Origin of the sequence: Sulfuritalea sp. (assembly GCF_017302275.1) — a bacterium.
Taxonomy (GTDB): Bacteria; Pseudomonadota; Gammaproteobacteria; order Burkholderiales; family Rhodocyclaceae; genus Sulfuritalea.
The window spans coordinates 15,592-33,579 of the sequence record NZ_JAFLDR010000016.1; the positions used below are offsets into that span (position 1 = coordinate 15,592).

Consider the following 17,988-nt stretch of genomic DNA (forward strand, 5'->3'; position numbering starts at 1 on the left):
GCGCTGGGGGGACGGCGACTCAGCCCGTTGACCACTGGTCCGACAGGCGCTCAGCCTGATCCAGCACAAGGCGAATCGCTTCCTCCTGCTGGTCCGGCGGGTACTTGTAGCGGCGCAGCGTAATGCGCACCAGATTGCGCAGCCGGGCGCGGATGCTGTCGCGCTTCTGCCAATCCACTGTGGTGCTGTTGCGCAGCTTCTCGGTGATTTCGACGGCGATCTGCTTCAGGGTCTGATCGCCCAGCTCGCGCACCGCACTTTCGTTGTCGGTCAGCGCGTCATAGAAGGCCAACTCCGATTCGTTGAGGCCCAGCGCATCGCCACGCTGGGCAGCGGCGCGGAACTCCTTGGCCATCTCGATCAGTTCTTCGATCACCTGGGCGCTTTCGATGGCGCGACTGCGGTAGCGGTTCAGCGCCGCCAGCAGGCGTTCGCTGAACTTGCGCTCCAGCACCACGTTGGTCCGGGCGCGGGACTTGACCTGATCGTTGAGCAGTTTCTGTAGCAACTCGATGGCAAAGTTGCGCTGCGGCAACTGGCGCACTTCTTCGAGGAAGGCATCCGACAAAATGCCGATGTCCGGCCGGTCCAGCCCCGCCAGCTTGAAGATGTCTTCCACGCCCTGGGCCACCACGGCGTTGTCGAGGATTTGCTTGAGCACCGCATTCTGGCGATCTTCCGAGAGCTTCTTGTCCGACTCGGTGGCCTTGGCAATCACCGCCTTGATAGCCTGGAAGAAGGCGATTTCCTCGCGCAGGACAATCGCCTCATCCAGCGTGCCGCACAGCGAGAAGGCCTTGGTGATAGCCAGCACCGCGTCGGCCCAGCGCTTCTTGCCCTCTTCCAGCCCGAGCACGAAGTTGGCTGCCGGCAGCAGCAGGGCCGCGGCCGTCGTCCGGTATGCGCCGAAGTCGAAGCCGTGCAGCAGGCCGCGCGCCACATCCATCAATTCCTTGAGCTTGGCCAGTGCCTCGGCGGCATCCAGCGCCGGCTGGCCCTTGCCCTTGCTCTCGGTGTAGGTGCGCAAGGCGCTGCGCAGTTCGGCGGCAATGCCGATGTAATCCACCACCAGGCCGCCTTCCTTGTCGTGGAAGACGCGGTTCACCCGGGCGATGGCCTGCATCAGGTTGTGGTCGCGCATCGGTTTGTCCACGTACATGGTGTGCAGGCAGGGCACGTCGAAGCCGGTGAGCCACATGTCGCGCACGATCACGATTTTCAGCGGATCGGCGGCGTCCTTGAAGCGCTTCTCCAGCAGCTTCCTGGTCGTGGCGTTGTAGATGTGGGGCTGCAACAGCGCACTGTCCGCCGCCGAGCCGGTCATCACCACCTTGATCGCGCCCTGCGCCGGGTCGTCGCTGTGCCAGGCCGGCCGCAGGGCGACGATGGCCGCGTAGAGCCTGGCGCAGATTTCGCGGCTCATGGCGACGATCATCGCCTTGCCTTCCACCGCGCCGTTGCGCGCCTCGAAGTGCTGCACGATGTCCGCCGCCACCTGATCGATGCGTGGCTGGGCACCGACCAGCTTTTCCAGCGCCGCCCATCGGGTCTTGGCCGCCTCCTTGAGCGCCGCGTCTTCCTCGTCCTCGAACACCTCTTCCACGTCGGCGTTGAGCTGCTCCATCTCGGCCGGGTTGAGGTCCAGCTTGGCCAGGCGGCTCTCGTAGAAGATCGGCACCGTGGCGCCGTCGTCCACCGCGTCCTGGATGTCGTAGATGCTGACGTAGTCACCAAAGACGGCGCGGGTGTCCTTGTCCGCGCCTTCCACCGGCGTGCCGGTGAAACCGACAAAGGTGGCGTTCTTCAGCGCGTCGCGCAGGTGCTTGGCGAAACCGTATTTGTAGCGGCCGGTCTTCTTGTCTAGCACGGCGCGAAAGCCGTATTGCGAGCGATGCGCCTCGTCGGCGATGACGACGATGTTGGTGCGCGCCGACAGCAGCGGGAACACCGCCTCGCCCGGCTCCGGCGTAAACTTCTGCACTGTGGTGAAAATGATGCCGCCGGAAGGGCGATCCGCCAGCAGCGCGCGCAGTTCGTCGCGATTGGTGGCCTGCTGCGGCGTCTCGCGCAGCAGCGAGCGGGCGCCGACGAAAGTCTGGAACAACTGGCCGTCGAGGTCGTTGCGGTCAGTGACCACCACCAGTGTCGGGTTCTGCATTTCCTTCTGCTGCATCAGCTTGGCGGCAAAGCAGACCATGGAAATGCTCTTGCCCGAGCCCTGGGTGTGCCAGACGATGCCTCCCATGCGCGAGCCGGGCTTCACCCGCTCGGCGTAGGTGGCCCATTGGTCCTGTGCCGTATTCGGCGCCGGCTGCATCGCCGCGATCACCGCCGCCTTGACGGCCGCGCGCACCGCGTGGAACTGGTGGTAGCCGGCGATCTTCTTCACCACCTGACCGTCCGCCGTCTCGAACAGCACGAAGTAGCGCAGGTAATCGAGCAGCAGTTCCGGCGCAAAAAAGCCGCGCACCACTTTTTCCAGTTCGAATTCCAAGAGCGGCCGGTCGTTCTCGTTCTTCACCGTGCGCCAAGGCAGGAAGCGTTCGCGGCTGGCAGTCAGCGAACCGATGCGCGCATGCAGGCCGTCGGAAATCACCAGCGCCTCGTTGCTGACGAAGAGGTCGGCGATCTCCTCCTTGTAGGTCTGCAACTGGTTGTAGGCGGCCCAGATGTCCGCCTGCTGGTTGGCCGGGTTCTTGAGCTCGATCACCGCCACCGGCAGGCCGTTGATGAAGCAGACCAGATCGGGCCGGCGCGGCTGCTTGCTGCCTTGAATGGTGAATTGATTGACGACCACGAAGCGGTTGCGCTCCGGGTGCTCGAAGTCGATCACCTGCACCCGGTCGCCGCGCTTCTCGCCGGCAATTTCCACCTCGACCGGCACCCCGGCGATCAGGGCTTCGTGGAAGGCGCGGTTGGAGAGAATCAGCGATGGATGGTCGGGCTTGGCGAGTTGGTGGGCGACCTCGTCGAGGACGGCTTCGGGGATAGTCGGATTAAGGCGATGGAGCGCGGCGTGGAGATGGCCGGGCAGCAGCACCTGGCGGTAGTCGCCGCGTTCGGGCGTGTCGCTGTCGGGGGCGATGTCCGGGCCGTGGAGGTAATCCCAGCCGGAGTCCTGGAACCAGGTGAGGGCGAGCTGTTCGAGGTCGCCCTCGGTCACGCCGCCAACTCCTGCCAAACCTCCTCACGTTTGCTCCAAGGGATCGGACGCACGTCGTAATTCTGAAGCGCGTCAGTAACAGCGGAGGAAATTACGATGTCCGCATCGTTAAGCAACGCAAAGGCTTTCGACTCCGGCGGGCGAACTTCTTTGGTGTCGATCCATGAAAATGCCACAGCCTGTGCGGTATCGCGGTTGGGGCGATTGATCGTCTGGATGATCCGCTCCGGTTGTTGCCGGGACTTCGGAATCACGAAATCAAACAGATGGTCGTAGCCAGTCTTGCCGGAGAACTTCACTTTCGGCGTGTAGCGCACGTCGTGCAGGTCGAGCCACGACACGACGTCCTCGTAAAACAGGCTCGCCACCATAGGTACGGCCAAATAGAACATGTCGTTCACGGCCAGCATCGCCTGCACCAGATTGTGCTTGCGCAGGGCGAAGTTGTCGGGTGTTGCATGCACTTCGAGAGCTTCGCCGTGCAGTTGGACGCCGAAACCATTCAGCGTCATCTTCAGCAGGTCTTGTCGCTTCGGGCTATTCAACTTGCAGCCGCTCTGCTCCAGATCGCCGATGGTGTAACCGTCGTCGGTCAGCACGAATGATCCGTTGGCTCGCTTTGCGTAAATCTGGATGTAGTCGTTGTGACGGTCGAGATACGGCGTCGTGATCTCGACCCAATCCGCGACTTCCCGCAGCGAGGTCTTGTCCCTCAGCCAGGCGGTGTAGTCGTCGAGAAGTTTCTGGATGTCCTGGATCATGTGAACAGCCCTCGTTCGATATGGGGCGGAATCGTTACTCGGCAGTATTTCATGAAGTCATCCAGCGTGCCCCACAAGTCATCGATGCGGGGGAAGTGCTCTATGGGAATTGGTGCCGCCCACTTGTCGCCAAAGCCCTCGCGGTAGATATGGAGATGGGGCGATCCGACCTCCTGCCCATCCGGGTTCCGGTGCGGCGCGCCGCCGAAATCCAGCCGTACCAGCGCCACGACTTGCCGTGCCCGCGTCTGGTATTTCCCCTTGAGCAGATCGATGCGCCCACGACGGATGTCGAGCATGAATTGTTCTCGCTTGTCTGGCGATTGCAGCGGAACGACCAGCGATCCCGACGTGGGGTAGTTATGGCGTTCTTCGTCGAGCCTGTGTTTCTCCATTGCGATCAACGCTTCGGCTTCGGATTGGGTCAAATGTATCTCGGCCATCAGTGACTCCTGTTGGTTTTCGTAGGCAACCCGCCGGAAAGCAACTTGGGGAGCATCGTGTCTCGCAGGTTGGCCAAGTTAAGGCTCTCGGCCTGTTTTTCAGAGATCAGGCGAAGCAAAGGCACGATGCTTTCACCCACTTGTCCTTGTGATTCATGGAATCTAGGAACTTCCATTGCTTTCTGGTCGCGCAGCGAAACATACGGGGCCATATCCGTTTGTCCTGCAACACCATCGATCTGGGACACGAACTCGCCTGACTGCATCCAGCAATAAAGAACTGCCGGATGAATGATTTCCGGACGAAGGCTGCGCCAGAAACAGACTTGTGGAGAATAAACAAATGGCTCGGTATGCTCGGCAACTCGTGCGAAACGACCGATCGTGCCTTTCGACGTAAACGCAACATCACCGACGATTGAGAGCTTGCCCTTGGCTGCCAGCAGGCGGTCCGGTTTCAATCGCTCGGCATTGACAGTGTCAAATCCGTTGTTGAGTTCACCGGCGCGAATGAATGGAACACCATAGGTTCCAAGTTCTTCGTTCTTCGCGCGATAACCGTCGCCGATTTGCAGAGTGCCTTCTGCGATCAATTCGCTGGCCTTGGCGCGAACGGGGTCGAAGTCGACGAACCATGACTTGAAGATTGCCCGCGCCATGGCCTCGAGGGTTTCGTTCATGCGGCGGTTCAGTTCGATCTTGTCATCGAGGGTGCCGAGGATGTCGGCTATGGAAGTCTGTCGCTTAACAGGACACCAAGCTACATCCAGTGTTTGTAAATCACTGCCTCGAATACCTGCTGCTCCTGCTCCCTGCTCAACAATGCTCTTGATGGCAGCACGGCCGTCATGCGACTGAAGCCAGTAGTAGTAGAAGCGTGGGTCCGCTTCTTCCTTGTTCAGCCGAACACGAGTTACATGCGACTCAAACGTAACTGGCTCGTGGTCTCCCAAGAAAATGGAGCATTTCCCGGCACCTTCCAGAACAAGGGATTGCCTCGCGAACAATAGATCTCCAGCCTCCAATAGATAACGGTGCGACTCATCCTCGCTCAGCGGGACACGATCCATTTCGATGTTTTGGATTCGAGGATTCGCAAACAGCTCACCCATGTTGACCATCTTCGTACCGGCGCCTCGTACTGCTTTGGGCCGTGTCAGTCCATTCCGTGTTGGTTCGGCAAATAATTGCCCGAATGGACGAAGGTCAAGTGCCATTCCCGCCCCCCAACTCCGCCGCCGCCTTATGCAGGAAGGCTGCGATCTCCTCCTTGCCTGGTAATTGCACCTGGTAGCGTGAAACAAATAGTTGGTTGCTCATGCCGGCCAGGGCGTATTCGACGAGCTCCTCGTTCTTGCGCGTGCATAGCAGGATGCCGACGGGCGGCTGGTCGCCTTCGGCCACTTCGTTCTTGGCGTAGTAGCCGACGTAGCTGTTGAGCTGGCCCAGGTGTTCGTGCTTGAAGGCGTCGTTCTTCAGCTCGATCAGCACATGGCACTTGAGGATGCGGTGGTAGAAGACCAGGTCTACGAAGAAGTGTTCGCCGCCGATCAGCAAACGCTTCTGCCGGGCTTCGAAGCAGAAGCCGTGGCCGAGTTCGAGCAGAAATTCTTGCAGCTTGTCGAGCAGAGCGTCTTCGAGCTGGCTTTCGCCCATGACCTCTTGCGGCTTGAGGCCGAGGAATTCGAAGACGTAGGGATCGCGGATCACCTGGCGGCTGTGCTGCGGCTCGGCCTGCGCGTGGGCGAGGCGGGCCAGGGCCTCCTTGTCGGTGGAAAGGCCGCTGCGCTGGAAATACTGGCTGGCGATCTGGCGCTTGAGTTCGCGCACCGACCAGTTGCCGCGCAGGGCTTCGACTTCGTAGAAGCGGCGCTGGAGCGGGTCTTGCAGCTCCACCAGTTGCTCGAAATGGCTGTAGGAAAGACGGCCGATGAGGGTTTCCGGGTCTGGCGCGGGAGCGGTCGGCGATTGTGCGGACAGTGTCCGCACTTTTTCTTCCAGCAGCGGGCGGGATACAACCTGGGCAGATAGTGCGGACGCTGTCCGCACTATCTGGGGATAGGCGCGGTAGAAGGCCAGGTAGCCGTAGAGCTGGCGCCGGCCGCTGTTGCTGACCGACTGGTCGCGCAGGGCCTTGGATAGTTCGGGCAGCAGTTTGTCGCCGTAGGTGGCGCGGTCGGCGCCTTGCAGTTCGAATTCGGCGATGTGGTAGCCGATGAACCAGTTGCGCAGGGTAAGGCTGACGTTGACAGCGCGGCTGGCCTGCTCGGCCAGGGCGGCATCCGCCTCGCGGATGGCGGTGACGAGGCCGGCGAAATTGAGGGTCTTGGAACTCATGGCCGGGACCGCGTCGAGCTTGTGCAAGGGGTCATTGCACAAGTGCGAGCATCAAAGCTCATAACCCAGCCCCGCCAGGTTCTTGCGGATTTCAGCCTCCAGTCGGGCGCTCTCGGCGAATTGATCGCGCAGCGTGGCGGTGAGGCGGGCCATCTTGTCTTCGAAGGCTTCGCCGTCCGCCACTTGCGCGGCGGCGCCTACGTAGCGGCCGGGGGTGAGGACGTAGTCGCTCTTGCGGATGTCGATGAGTTCGGCCGCCTTGCAGAAGCCGGGGATGTCTTGATATGCCGCTGGATTCCCGCTTTCGCGGGAATGACGCGGGATGGATTTCCAGGCGTGGAATGTGTCGGCCACCTTGGCGATGTCCTCGGGCTTGAAGTCGCGCAGGACACGGTCTTTCATGTAGCCGAGGTTGCGGGCGTCGATGAACAGGGTTTCGCCACGGCGAGCGCGCACCCCATTGCGTTCGGCCTTGCTGCGGGTGAGGAACCAGATGCAGGCGGGTATCTGGGTGTTGGTGAAGAGCTGGCCGGGCAGCGCGACCATGCATTCGACCAGGTCGGCTTCGATCAGGGCCTTGCGAATTTCGCCTTCGTTGTTGGTGTTGCTGCTCATCGAGCCATTGGCCAACAGCAGCGCCATGCTGCCGTGCGGCGCCAGGTGGTGAATCATGTGCTGCATCCAGGCGAAGTTGGCGTTGTTGGGCGGCGGCACGCCGTACTTCCAGCGCACGTCGTCGTCCTTCACGCCTTCGTTCCACTCCTTCATGTTGAAGGGCGGATTGGCCATGATGAAGTCGGCGCGCAAATCCGGGTGCTGGGGTTTGTTGTAGGTGCTGGCCGGCTCCTTGCCGAAGTCGAAGTCCATGCCGCGGATGGCCATGTTCATCGAGGCTAGGCGCCAGGTGGTGGGGTTGGCTTCCTGGCCGTAGATGGAGAGCTGGCCGATGCGCCCGCCGTGCTCCAGCACGAAGCGCTCGCTCTGGACGAAGAAGCCGCCGGAGCCGCAGCAGGGGTCGTACACCCGGCCCTGGAAGGGTTCGAGCATTTCGACGATCAGGCCGACGATGCTCTTGGGCGTGTAGAACTCGCCGCCGCGCTTGCCGGCGGCAATCGAGAATTCGCCGAGGAAGTATTCGTAAACGTGGCCAAGGATGTCCTTGGCGTGCAGGCTTTCGTGCTTGAAGGGCACGGTGGCCAGCAGGTCGATCAGGCCGGGCAGCGCGCTGTCGATACGCCAGCGGGCGTAGCTCTTGTCGAGTACGTTCTTGAGCCTGGGGTTCTCCTTCTCGACGGCTTCGAGGGCGTCGTCGAGAAGGCGGCCGATGCCGGTGAATTTGTATTCGAAGGTCTTGCCATTCCTGACTTCGAGCTTCGTGCCGATGGCGACCTTGGCGCTGGCCTTGAGGAAATCCCAGCGGGCCAGGGACGGCACCCAGAACACGTTCTTCTCGGTGTAGTAGTCGCGGGCTTCGAGTTCCTGCTCGATCAGCTCGGTGCCGTCTTCGCCGAGATAGTAATCGTTGGCCGGGTCGGCGAAGGCGGCCTTGAGTTCCTCGCGGCGTTCCTTGAAGGCGTCGGAGACGTACTTGAGGAAGACCAGGCCGAGGACGACGTGCATGTAGTCGCCGGGGTTGAGGTTGGCGCGCAGCTTGTCGGCGGCGGTCCACAGGCGCTTGTCGAGGTCGTTGAGGAATTGTTGCTGCTTGTCGTCCATGGTGCGCAGTCCGGAGAGAAGGGCCAGCGGCAAGCGGTTCAGGGTGCCCGCCAAATGCCGTTCGACTAGGGGCGAATCATCGCACAGATCGGCGAGGCGTCGGCTATCGCGGAATCGCTGAACACCGGAAAAGTCGGCGCTGGCGGGACGGCTCTGGCGATATCATCCAGGGCGTCTACATCTGCCGAACGCCCATGCTCCTCGCCCTCACCCTGCTCCTCGTCTACCAACTGCTCGGTGAAGTCATCGCCCAGTTCTTCGCCCTGCCCGTGCCCGGGCCAGTGATCGGCATGGGCCTGCTGTTCGCCACGCTGGCGGTGCGTGGGGCGGTATCGGACGAATTGCGCGGCACGGCCAACGGGTTGCTGCAGCACCTGTCGCTGCTGTTCGTTCCGGCGGGGACCGGGGTTATGCTGCATTTCGGCCGACTGGCGGACGAATGGCTGGCGCTCGTGGCGTCATTGCTGATCAGCACGGTGGTCACCATCGCGGTGAGTGCGCTGCTTTTGCGTGCACTCATGCGCGCACTGATGGCGCGTGGCGGCGCCGACGCAGGGCGGGAATCATGAACCCGGTGACGCCGCGCCTGGGCGAGATTTGGGTCTATCTCTCGGCCTCGCCGCTGCTGGGCCTGACGCTGACGCTGTTGGCCTACCAGGCGGCCTTCTGGCTACACAAGCGCTGCAACGGCCACCCGGCGGCCAACCCGGTGCTGCTTTCGGTGCTGGCGCTGGTGGCGATCCTGTGGGCGACGGGCACGCCCTATGCCACGTATTTCGAGGGCGCGCAGTTCGTGCATTTCCTGCTCGGCCCGGCCACGGTGGCCCTGGCGATCCCGCTCTACGCCCAACTGGCGCGCCTCAGGCGCCTGGCGCTGCCGCTGCTGCTGACGCTGGTGGCGGGCTCGGTCACGGCGGCAGTGTCGGCGGTGGCGGTGGCGGCGGCCCTGGGCGGCAGCCGGGTGACGCAGTTGTCATTGGCGCCGAAGTCGGTGACGACGCCGATCGCCATGGGCATCGCCGAGCGCATCGGCGGCCTGCCCTCGCTCACTGCGGTGCTGGTGATCATGACCGGCATCCTCGGCGCCATCGGCGCGCGCTACGTGTATCGCCTGCTGGCCATCAAGGACGAGGCGGTGCGCGGCTTCGCACTGGGGATCGCCTCGCACGGCATCGGCACGGCGCGTGCCTTCCAGGAAAGTGAACAGGCCGGCGCCTTCGCCGCGCTGGCGATGGGTTTGAATGGCCTGGCCACGGCGCTGCTGCTGCCCTTGCTGGTGTCGCTGATGACGGGTTGAAAGGAGAGGAAATGCAAGCCTGTTACATCCAACGCTACGGCGGCCCGGAGGTAGTTCAGGTCGGCGTGCTGCCGGCGCCGACTCCCGGCGCCGGCGAACTGGTATTCCGCATGGAAGCGGCGAGCGTGAACCCGGTCGACTTCAAGACACGCAACGGCATGCTGCGCGCGCTGCAGTCCTACCGCATGCCGGCGATCCTCGGCAACGATGCGGCCGGCGTGGTGACTGCACTTGGTCCCGGGGTAGAGGGCTTCGCAGTTGGCGACCGCGTCGCGGCGCGGCTGGACAAGGCGCGCATGGGGGCGTTTGCCGAGTTCGTGCCGGCACGCCAGCAAGACCTGGCGAAGATTCCCGCGGGCGTGGATTTCGCGCCCGCCGCGGCGGTGGCATTGGCCGGGCTGACGGCCTGGCAATGCCTGACCGAGGTATTGCAGGTCGCCCCCGGCGAGCGCGTGCTGATCCACGCCGGTGGTGGTGGCGTCGGCCACCTGGCGATCCAGTTGGCGAAGGGCCTGGGCGCGCAAGTCACTACCACCGCCTCGGCGGCCAGCCACGACTGGCTGCGAGAACTCGGTGCCGATGTGTGCGTGGATTACCGCCAAGCCGACTTCAGGAACGAGTGCGCGCCCTTCGACGCGGTGCTCGACACGATGGGAGGCGAAACCCTGCTGCGCTCGATCACCCACACGAGGCGCGGCGGCCGCGTGGTCAGCATCGGTGACCTGCCAACGCCGGAAATCGCCGCCGAGTTTGCCAAGCCCTGGCTGGCGCCGGTGTTCTGGCTGCTCTCGCGCAAGCCGCGGGCGGCGGCTCGTGCGCAGGGAGTGGCCTATCGCTACTGGTTCATGCGCGAGGACGGCGCGCAGCTGGCGCTGCTCCTGGACAAGATCGCGCGCGGCGAACTGCGGGTCAAGATCGACCGGGAGTTGCCGCTGGCGCAGGCGCCGGAAGCGTTGCGCATTTCGGAGACGGGCGGCGTTCACGGCAAGCTGGCGGTACTGCCTTAAGCGGCAAGGGGGTCGCGAAAAATGCATTGATTCGTCGTCGCGGCAGGGCGAGCGGCGCGTTTCGAAACAGAAAAGCGGGAGCGACGCCTCCCGCTTTTCGTCGTTGCCGAGGCCGCGATCAACCGAGGCGCGTCCGGCGACGCCGGATCACGCCGAGCACTCCGAGGCCTACGAGCAGCATCGCGTAGGTTTCGGGCTCGGGGATGGCGGTCGGAGTCCAGTGTCCCGTCACTCTGACGTTCTTCCACTCCGGATCGGCCACGCCGCCATTCATTAACTCACCGTTTTTCCAGATCGTTGCGCCGATAACTCCATTTGGCGTATAGAGATCGCCATCTTTGACCGGGAAAGTACCGTCAGGCGGTGGGAAATCCCGTCCCTTGGTCAGTCTTGCGATTGGCTTGCCGTCATCGCCCAGGTACGAGATTTCCAGGTGCAGATCGGTAGCTATGACACCCCTCGTGTTCTTGCATCTATAAAGCATCAATAACCCCCCCGTCGCAAACTCGCTGAAGGAGCAGACGCCGCCAGATATCTGGGCCTCTTTCTCAGCCCACGCAGCACCAGAACTCGACAAGAACACTGCAAACACTGATGCCGATACCAAGACTCTTATTGACATGATTTCTCCAAGAAAAACTAACTCAAAATCGGCCAAACACGCCCGACAACGATGACATATGCCTAATATACCAACCCACGATAACTGGTCAATACAGGGTTCTCGGTAGTCCAACTACCGGAATCCAAGTAGCGAAATAGTTGTGCTGAATCAGGTCGGAGGCTGCGATCGACCACAGCCTCCTGCTCCGTTGCACGCCAAAGACGTAAAGTGCCGCCTACCGACCCCGGCCATCTCCTCCCATGAAAATCCCGACCATTCCGCTGCGCCACGCGCTGACCTGGCCGGAAGCCCGGCCATCGGTTGGCAACGGCCTTTGGGTCATGGCGCTGTTTGCCGCCGGAGTTTTCGTCGCGCGGCAATACGCGGCGCAGATCGAGCAAGTGCTGGCCGGCTACGCGGCCGTGGGAATCGGCATATTCCTCGCCAGTTCGGTAATGGCGGCGCTGCTGCCGCTGCTCGGCAACTTGCCCCTGGTGCCGGCAACCGTGCTGGCCTGGGGTCCGTGGTGGACGGCGGGCATGCTGCTGTCGGGCTGGATCGTCGGTGCGGCGCTGGCCTTCCTGCTCGGACGCCATGCAGTTGCTGGTCTTCGGCGCTTCGGCGCTGGCCTTCGTTGCCTGCGTGCGCTGGGTGTGGCGCGGCCCGACCGGCGCGCCGCAGGACGTCACCCGGCCTTGCCCCATCAGCGGAGTCACGCATCGTTCGCGATCCACGCGGCCGTCCATCCCGACCTGCGCCACGTCACGGCGCTTCGCCAGCTTGGGCATGCTGCAACTGCGTCGGCCTGGTCGCGCGGGTGGCGACGATTCGGCACCACCATCGCCGTACCACCGGCGCCGACTATTGCGACGCCACGTCCCGAGCAGTGTCGACGTCGTCGGGTATATAGTCATTCGGCGGCGACACGGCGGTCGCGAAACCACGGCACCGATGCCGGCCAACCCCAGGAGACTCGACGATGGTCACGATCAGCCTTCTTCACCTCGATTCCGGAGCCTGCAGATTCGACGTCGCCTGCTACTGGAAATCGCCCATGCCCGTGGTCAAGAACAAGCCGGGCGACGCGCACGGGCGAACCGGCAAACCGCGGCGGCAGATGGCTTGAGCCACCCGTTCCAGGCATCGGTTCGCGTCGGGCGAGCATGACACCCATCCATTTCCCCGCCAGCGACGGCCACCGCCTCGCGGCCTGCCGCTTCGATCCGCACGGCCCCGTCCGCGGCCAGGTCGTCATCGCGGCGGCGATGGCCGTGCCGCAGGCCTTCTATGCCAACTTCGCGCGCTTCCTGGCGCGACGCGGCTATACCACCTGGACCTTCGACTATCGCGGCATCGGCGACTCGCTGAGCGGTCCGCGCCGCAAGCTGAAGGCCGACCTCAACGACTGGCTGCGCAAGGATTACGACGCCCTGCTGCGGACGATCGTCGCCGCCACGCCCGACGATCCGCTGTTCGTCGTCGGTCACAGCTTCGGCGGCCAGGTGGCGCCGCTGCTGCCTTCACGCGAGCGCCTCGCGGGGCTGGTCAACATCGCCGTCGGCAGCGGCGCGACGCGCCACCTGACGCCGCGCCTGAAACGTTCCGCGCCCCTGCTGTGGCACGTGCTGGCGCCCGCACTGTGCCCGCTGTTCGGCTACTTTCCCGGCTCCCGCATCGGCGTCGTCGGCGACCTGCCCACCGGTGCCTTGTACCAGTGGCGGCGCTGGTGCCTGACGCCGGACTACCTGCTCACGGGCGAACCCGGCGCCCGCGAAGCCTATGCCACGGCCGACTACCCGGTACTGGCCCTGACCTTCGCCGACGACGAACTGCTGCTCGAAGAGGGCTCGCGCCTGCTGCACGGCGCCTACCGGCGGCGCGCCGTCGATTTCCGCCTGGTCGAACCCGCGCAGCATGGCCTCGCGCGCATCGGCCACTTCGGCTTCTTCAAGCCGCCGAGCGAGGCCGCGTTATGGCCGCTGGTGGCCGAGTGGCTGGATCACCGGGCGCGATGACGCGACGTCCTTGGCGGGACGCCACGAAAAGTCGGCGCCCCACAGGGACTTCCTTCGGTCGCTGGCGGGGCGGCGATCCACCTCCGAGCGATGCCGGTCACGCCGGCCGCGAACGACTGGCGAATTCGCCACCCACCCGGCGCTTCATGATTCGGGCGTAGAGCCCCGGCGCCAGCCGGGAAAGCCACCAGGCCATGCGCGAGGTGCTGTCGGGCAGCAGTAGCGCGCGGCCTTCCGCCACGGCCGAGAAAATGCGCCCGGCGATTTCCTCGGGCGAGGATTCGCCGCCGGTGGTGATGCGCGGACCGCTGACCGGCGCGCCGCTGCCGTCGGTGGCGGCGGCGCCGATGCCGGTGCGGATGAACGACGGGCAGACCACGGTGACGCCTACACCGGCGCCTTCCACTTCACTGCGCAGGCTGTCGAAAAAGCCATGCAGCGCATGCTTGCTGGCGGCATAACCGGTGCGGCCGGTCAGCGGCGCGAAGCCGGCGACGCTGGAGATGGCGACGACGAAGCCGCGGCGTGCGACGATGGATCCCAGCGCCGCGCGCGTCAGGTTCGCCGCGCCGAAGAAATTCACTTCCATGACGCGGCGGATCACCGCCGGATCGGTGTCCTGCAAGAGGCTGCGGGCGCTGATGCCGGCGTTGTTGATCAGGCCGTCGAGCGCGCCGAAATGCGCCAGCGTGGCGGCCACCGCCGAGACGCAGGCGGAGGATTCGGTGATGTCGCCGGGGATGCCCAGGGCCTCTGCTCCGCCGGCGCGCAATTCGGAAACCAGGGCATCGAGTTTCCGCGCATCGAAATCCAGGGCGGCGATGCGTGCGCCGGCGGCGGCATAAGTCCGGCACAGGGCGGCGCCAAGGCCGCCGGCGGCGCCGGTGATGAGAACGACCTTGCCCTTGAATTCGCGGCTAGTCATTGCACACGGGGCTTCGACAGGCTCAGCCCGAACGGTGGTTTCACCGGCTCAATTGTCATCGGGCCTTGCCTTGACGCGAGCGGCGCCACAGGTCGAAGACCTCGGCGGAGGTCAGTTTCGGCACGTAGCCGAACTCCTCCTTGAGGCACCGGTTGGCCAGCACCGGGCGGTAGCGCAGGAAATCGATCTGCTCGGGGCCGTACCGGGTCATGCCCAGCTTCTTCAGCAGCCACAATGCCGCCTGCAGCAGGCCGGGCTGAAGCACTACGCAACGCTTGCCGAGGCGCTCGGCGATCTCGAAAATCGAAAGCTTGCCGTCGCCGGCGACGTTGAAAATGCCGGTCACGGTCGAATCGACACCTTGCACGATGGCGCCGACCACGTCCTGGTCGTGGATGAAGACGAAGGGGCTATCGGAGCCTTTGATCGCGATCAGGCGCGGCTTTTCGAAGAGGTCGGTGATCTGGTTATGCACCGTCGCGCCGAGGATGGTGCCGATGCGGAACACGATCTGCTCCAGTTGCGGCTGGCTGGCGCGGTACTCGGCAAGCATTTCCTCGACCAGGCGCTTGTGCCAGGAATAGGCGAAGCTCTGGTTGCCGCGCACCGGGTCGGCCTCGCTCAGCCACTCCGGGTTGTCGGCGTGGTAGCCGTAGGCGGCGCCGCTGGACGAAACGATGATGCGCCTGACGCCATGCGCCAGGCAGGCTTCGAGCAGATTGCGGGTGCCGCCGACATCGACGCTGAACTCGAACTCGCGATTGCTCTTTTTCCCCGGCGTTACGATCGAGGCCAGATGCACCACGACGCGCGGCCGGTGGCGGCCGACGATGGCATCGACCTCGGCGGCGCGGATGTCGGCACTTTCGTAGATCACGCCCGGCAGGCGTTGCGCCGGGTCGCGCAGGTCGAGCGCGATCACCTCGATGTCGCCGCGCGCCGCCAGCGCCGCCACCACCTGGCTGCCGAGGTAGCCGGAACTGCCGGTGACGAGGACGCAGGCCGGGTTCATGGCGGCGGCCGGCGGCTCCAGTAGGTCGACACCGTGAGGCCGGAAACGATGTGCCAGATGCCCCACCAGGCGGTGACGATGGCCATGCCGCCGAGGCCGTCGAAGAAATTGAAAATCAGGATCAGGCCCAGCGCCGAGTTCTGGATGCCGACTTCAATCGACACCGCGCGCCGGTCGCGCTCGGGCAGGCCGCTGAACTTCGCCGCGAAATAGCCGGTGCTCAGTGCGAGTGCATTGTGGAGGAATACCGCGATCACCACGAATCCGACATAGTCGAGGAAGTAGCGCCAGTTGGCCGCCAGCGCGCCGATGACGAAGAGCCCGAAGACGCCGATGGAAAAAATCTTCACCGGCTTGTGGGCGCGTTCGACGAACACGGGAAAGCGATGGCCGGCCCACATACCGACGATCATCGGCAGACCCAGCAGGAGGAACACGGCGAGCAGCATGTCCAGCGGATCGAGGGCAACCACCTTGAGGATCTTTGCCGTTTCCGGGTTCAGCCCGCCCCACAGCGACAGGTTGAGCGGCGTCATGACGATGGCCACGGCGGTGGACAAGGCCGTCATGGTGATCGACAGCGCGGTGTTCCCCTTGGCGTAGTGCGTCAGGAAGTTCGAGATGTTGCCGCCCGGACAGGCGGCCACCAGCATCATGCCCAGCGCGATGCTGGCCGAGGGCTTGATCACCATGATCAGCAGGAAGGTGAAGGCGGGCAGCAGCAGGAACTGCCCGACTATGCCGATGATCACCGGCTTGGGCATGGTCAGCACGGCCTTGAAGTCCGCCACCTTGAGGTCGAGCGCGACGCCGAACATCACCAGGCCGATGATGGCGTTGAGCAGCCACAGCGAACCCGGATTGAAATTCAGCCGGACCAGGTCCATCTCGTTCATGGCATCGCCTCCGCCCGCGTCTGGATTAAGCCTTCGGTTCCTCGTGCATCTTCTTGAAATGTATCAAACCCGGCGCCCACATGTGCTTCACCGGATCGACATCGACGTGGATCACGGCGCAGCCGCCGGTCGCCAGCGCGCGTTGCAGCGCGGGTTTCAAAGCCGCCGGATCGGAGACGCGCTCGCCGTAGGCGCCCATGCTCTCGCCCAGCTTGTCGAACTTGATTTCGCCGAGGTCGGCCTTGATCGTTTCGTCGGGATCGAGGTGCTTGAAGATCATGGTCTTGATCGGCCGCAGCATGAACTGCTGGTTCATCTTGACCATGCCCCACTGCTTGTCGGCAAGAACGATGTAGATCACCTGCGCCTTGTTGCGCACCGCCGTCTCGACTTCCTGCGAATGGAAGCCCATGGCGCCGTCGCCGATGATGCAGCACACCGGCTTGCCCGGCCGCGCCAGCGCGGCGGCCACGGCCTGCGAGGTGCCGGCGCCGAGCATGCCGAACTTGAAAGTGGAGACCACCGTGTTGGGCACCGTGACGCGGTGGTAGAACATGGCCCAGATCGTCGCGTTGCCGCCGTCGGCGACCAGCACCGAATCCGCGGGGAATACTTCCTGGCAGACAGCGCCGATGTGCGCCGGATGCATCGGCACCGCCATGTCGGAAAGCGCCTTGTCCCAGCCGGCGCGATCCTCCTGCATGGTCTTCGCGTAGCCGGCGACGCGGGCGCGGCGGGCATCAAGCTTGATCTCGCCCTGGCGCTTCTCCAGTTCGTCGCCCAGGCTTTCGAGGAAGCGTTTGGCATCGGCCACCACACCGAGGTCGGCGGGCTTGTTCAGCCCGATGATGTCGGCATCGATGTCGACCTGTATGGTCTTCTGCTCGGATGGATGGCGCCAGTAGGGCGGCTTGCCCCACCAGTCGGTCTCGCCGATGCGCGAACCGAGGATCAGCACCACGTCGGCGTCGTTGCGCACCTTGTGGTTGAGCTTGACGTGGGGCATGGTGATGGCCAGCGGCGAATCCTCGCTCAACATGCCACGCGCCGCCCAGCTCGTGGTCACCGGCGCGTGCAGCAGTTCGGCGACGCGGCGCAGGGCGTCGTAGGCGTGGCAATGGATGATGCCGCTGCCGGCGTGGATCATCGGAGCGCCCGCCGCGATCAGCCAGTCGGCCGCCTGCTTCACCTGTTCAAGAGTCGGCGCTGACGGCACGGCGTTGCGGTACTGGTGCGGCGCCCAGAACGCCACCTCGGCCTTGACCTTGCCGTTCATGATGGTTTCCGGCACGTCCAGATGCACCACGCCGGGCCGGCCTTCCCAGCTCTTGCGCAAGGCCTTGCGCATCAGTTCCGGCACCCGGTCGAAGGAGGACACGGCCGCGCTCCACTTGCCGATCTTGCCGATGACCCCGCTCTGGTCGAAGCACTGGTAGCTGCCGCCGCGATCGGGATACATGATGGTCGGCCGGCGCGCGCTGGTGATCGCCAGCACGCGGTTGCCGTCGGCCTGCTCGACCACCAGGCCGGGCAGCAGGTTGGCGACGCCGGGGCCGTTGCTGGCCATGCAGACGCCGAGCTTGCCGGTCAGCCGGGCATAGGTGCCGGCCATGTGCGCGGCGCAGGTTTCGTGGCGCGGCGTGACGATCTCGATGCCGAGCCGGTGCAGCGCCGAATAGAAACCGAAATAGGTGCCGTCGATGATGCCGAAGACCTTCTCGACGCCTTCCTTCTGCAACATGCGGGCGAGGATTTCGCCGCCACTGATTTCAGCCATGATTGCCTCCTTGCAAAGAATTCTTGTCATCGCCC

General features: G+C 64.1%; 15 protein-coding genes. 4 read left to right on the top strand and 11 right to left on the bottom strand.

The window, feature by feature from the left end; translation table 11 throughout:
* Positions 1-19: 19 nt before the first annotated feature.
* From J0M27_RS10570 to J0M27_RS10595, 6 genes are read right to left on the bottom strand one after another with little or no spacing between them, the layout of a single operon-like run.
* Complete coding sequence (locus J0M27_RS10570; RefSeq protein WP_294991011.1) at positions 20-3,163, bottom strand: type I restriction endonuclease subunit R; 3,144 nt, start codon at positions 3,161-3,163, stop codon at positions 20-22.
* Positions 3,160-3,924, bottom strand: a complete 765-nt coding sequence (locus J0M27_RS10575) for a DUF1829 domain-containing protein (RefSeq protein WP_294991014.1) — start codon at positions 3,922-3,924, stop codon at positions 3,160-3,162. The genes J0M27_RS10570 and J0M27_RS10575 overlap by 4 nt, the downstream gene beginning before the upstream one ends.
* The gene (locus J0M27_RS10580; protein ID WP_294991017.1) at positions 3,921-4,367 is read right to left on the bottom strand and encodes a hypothetical protein; all 447 of its coding nucleotides are present in this window, start codon (positions 4,365-4,367) and stop codon (positions 3,921-3,923) included. Before J0M27_RS10580 ends, J0M27_RS10575 begins: the two co-directional genes overlap by 4 nt.
* Positions 4,367-5,584 carry a restriction endonuclease subunit S gene (locus tag J0M27_RS10585; protein ID WP_294991020.1) on the bottom strand — a complete coding sequence of 406 codons (1,218 nt, stop codon included), beginning with the start codon at positions 5,582-5,584 and terminating at the stop codon, positions 4,367-4,369. The genes J0M27_RS10580 and J0M27_RS10585 overlap by 1 nt, the downstream gene beginning before the upstream one ends.
* Complete coding sequence (locus J0M27_RS10590; RefSeq protein WP_294991023.1) at positions 5,574-6,704, bottom strand: PDDEXK nuclease domain-containing protein; 1,131 nt, start codon at positions 6,702-6,704, stop codon at positions 5,574-5,576. Before J0M27_RS10590 ends, J0M27_RS10585 begins: the two co-directional genes overlap by 11 nt.
* Before the next feature lie 51 nt (positions 6,705-6,755).
* Positions 6,756-8,474: a class I SAM-dependent DNA methyltransferase gene (locus tag J0M27_RS10595; RefSeq protein ID WP_294991026.1), complete on the bottom strand. Its 1,719-nt coding sequence runs from the start codon at positions 8,472-8,474 to the stop codon at positions 6,756-6,758.
* A gap of 140 nt (positions 8,475-8,614) precedes the next feature.
* Here J0M27_RS10595 and J0M27_RS10600 point away from each other — a divergent pair, with 140 nt between their 5' ends.
* From J0M27_RS10600 to J0M27_RS10610, 3 genes are read left to right on the top strand one after another with little or no spacing between them, the layout of a single operon-like run.
* Positions 8,615-8,989, top strand: coding sequence for a CidA/LrgA family protein (locus tag J0M27_RS10600; protein WP_294991029.1), 375 nt, complete (start codon positions 8,615-8,617; stop codon positions 8,987-8,989).
* Positions 8,986-9,717, top strand: coding sequence for an LrgB family protein (locus tag J0M27_RS10605; RefSeq protein ID WP_294991033.1), 732 nt, complete (start codon positions 8,986-8,988; stop codon positions 9,715-9,717). The genes J0M27_RS10600 and J0M27_RS10605 overlap by 4 nt, the downstream gene beginning before the upstream one ends.
* An 11-nt stretch (positions 9,718-9,728) precedes the next feature.
* Positions 9,729-10,724, top strand: coding sequence for an NADP-dependent oxidoreductase (locus J0M27_RS10610; RefSeq protein ID WP_294991036.1), 996 nt, complete (start codon positions 9,729-9,731; stop codon positions 10,722-10,724).
* 118 nt (positions 10,725-10,842) lie between these two features.
* Here the strand turns inward: J0M27_RS10610 and J0M27_RS10615 are convergent, their stop codons facing one another.
* Complete coding sequence (locus J0M27_RS10615; protein WP_294991039.1) at positions 10,843-11,346, bottom strand: PEP-CTERM sorting domain-containing protein; 504 nt, start codon at positions 11,344-11,346, stop codon at positions 10,843-10,845.
* Positions 11,347-11,588: 242 nt separating this feature from the next.
* On the opposite strand from J0M27_RS10615, the gene J0M27_RS10620 reads away from it, so the two are divergent.
* Complete coding sequence (locus tag J0M27_RS10620; RefSeq protein WP_294991042.1) at positions 11,589-13,343, top strand: alpha/beta fold hydrolase; 1,755 nt, start codon at positions 11,589-11,591, stop codon at positions 13,341-13,343.
* A gap of 97 nt (positions 13,344-13,440) precedes the next feature.
* Here the strand turns inward: J0M27_RS10620 and J0M27_RS10625 are convergent, their stop codons facing one another.
* From J0M27_RS10625 to J0M27_RS10640, 4 genes are read right to left on the bottom strand one after another with little or no spacing between them, the layout of a single operon-like run.
* A complete protein-coding gene (locus J0M27_RS10625) occupies positions 13,441-14,268 on the bottom strand; it encodes an SDR family oxidoreductase (RefSeq protein WP_294991045.1) in 828 nt (275 codons plus the stop codon).
* Between the two features lie 55 nt (positions 14,269-14,323).
* Complete coding sequence (locus tag J0M27_RS10630) at positions 14,324-15,280, bottom strand: SDR family oxidoreductase (RefSeq protein WP_294991047.1); 957 nt, start codon at positions 15,278-15,280, stop codon at positions 14,324-14,326.
* Entirely contained in the window at positions 15,277-16,176 is a 900-nt protein-coding gene (locus tag J0M27_RS10635; protein WP_294991050.1) for a bile acid:sodium symporter family protein, read from the bottom strand. Before J0M27_RS10635 ends, J0M27_RS10630 begins: the two co-directional genes overlap by 4 nt.
* A 25-nt stretch (positions 16,177-16,201) precedes the next feature.
* Positions 16,202-17,953 (bottom strand): thiamine pyrophosphate-binding protein, encoded by a 1,752-nt coding sequence (locus J0M27_RS10640; protein WP_294991052.1) that lies wholly within the window; start codon positions 17,951-17,953, stop codon positions 16,202-16,204.
* Between the last annotated feature and the right edge of the window lie 35 nt (positions 17,954-17,988).

Bases quoted from the DNA above. Each gene is read 5' to 3' on its own strand.
- J0M27_RS10575 (WP_294991014.1), bottom strand. From the start codon at position 3,924: ATGATCCAGGACATCCAGAAACTTCTCGACGACTACACCGCCTGGCTG.
- J0M27_RS10640 (WP_294991052.1), bottom strand. From the start codon at position 17,953: ATGGCTGAAATCAGTGGCGGCGAAATCCTCGCCCGCATGTTGCAGAAG.
- J0M27_RS10630 (WP_294991047.1), bottom strand. From the start codon at position 15,280: ATGAACCCGGCCTGCGTCCTCGTCACCGGCAGTTCCGGCTACCTCGGC.
- J0M27_RS10615 (WP_294991039.1), bottom strand. From the start codon at position 11,346: ATGTCAATAAGAGTCTTGGTATCGGCATCAGTGTTTGCAGTGTTCTTG.
- J0M27_RS10585 (WP_294991020.1), bottom strand. From the start codon at position 5,584: ATGGCACTTGACCTTCGTCCATTCGGGCAATTATTTGCCGAACCAACA.
- J0M27_RS10635 (WP_294991050.1), bottom strand. From the start codon at position 16,176: ATGAACGAGATGGACCTGGTCCGGCTGAATTTCAATCCGGGTTCGCTG.
- J0M27_RS10605 (WP_294991033.1), top strand. From the start codon at position 8,986: ATGAACCCGGTGACGCCGCGCCTGGGCGAGATTTGGGTCTATCTCTCG.
- J0M27_RS10600 (WP_294991029.1), top strand. From the start codon at position 8,615: ATGCTCCTCGCCCTCACCCTGCTCCTCGTCTACCAACTGCTCGGTGAA.
- J0M27_RS10590 (WP_294991023.1), bottom strand. From the start codon at position 6,704: ATGAGTTCCAAGACCCTCAATTTCGCCGGCCTCGTCACCGCCATCCGC.
- J0M27_RS10625 (WP_294991045.1), bottom strand. From the start codon at position 14,268: ATGACTAGCCGCGAATTCAAGGGCAAGGTCGTTCTCATCACCGGCGCC.
- J0M27_RS10580 (WP_294991017.1), bottom strand. From the start codon at position 4,367: ATGGCCGAGATACATTTGACCCAATCCGAAGCCGAAGCGTTGATCGCA.
- J0M27_RS10610 (WP_294991036.1), top strand. From the start codon at position 9,729: ATGCAAGCCTGTTACATCCAACGCTACGGCGGCCCGGAGGTAGTTCAG.
- J0M27_RS10620 (WP_294991042.1), top strand. From the start codon at position 11,589: ATGAAAATCCCGACCATTCCGCTGCGCCACGCGCTGACCTGGCCGGAA.